This window comes from Klebsiella sp. MS 92-3 (assembly GCF_000195655.1).
GTDB lineage: Bacteria > Pseudomonadota > Gammaproteobacteria > Enterobacterales > Enterobacteriaceae > Klebsiella > Klebsiella pneumoniae.
On record NZ_GL882832.1, the window covers coordinates 1 to 274 of the forward strand.

1 pseudogene is annotated in these 274 nt (G+C 54.4%); it reads left to right on the top strand.

Annotation, left to right across the window (positions count from 1 at the left end):
• Positions 1–274: pseudogene (locus HMPREF9538_RS32955) on the top strand (IS1 family transposase); the annotation flags it as partial.

Genomic DNA, 274 nt, shown 5'->3' on the forward strand with positions numbered 1-274 from the left:
CATTATGGGCGTTGGCCTCAACACGATTTTACGTCACTTAAAAAACTCAGACCGCAGTCGGTAACCTCACGCATACAACCGGGCAGTGACGTCATTGTTTGCGCGGAAATGGACGAACAGTGGGGTTACGTCGGTGCTAAATCACGCCAGCGCTGGTTGTTTTACGCGTATGACAGGATACGGAGGACGGTTGTGGCGCACGTATTCGGTGAACGCACGTTGTCCACGCTGGAGCGTCTTCTGGGCCTGCTGTCGGCCTTTGAGGTCGTGGTAT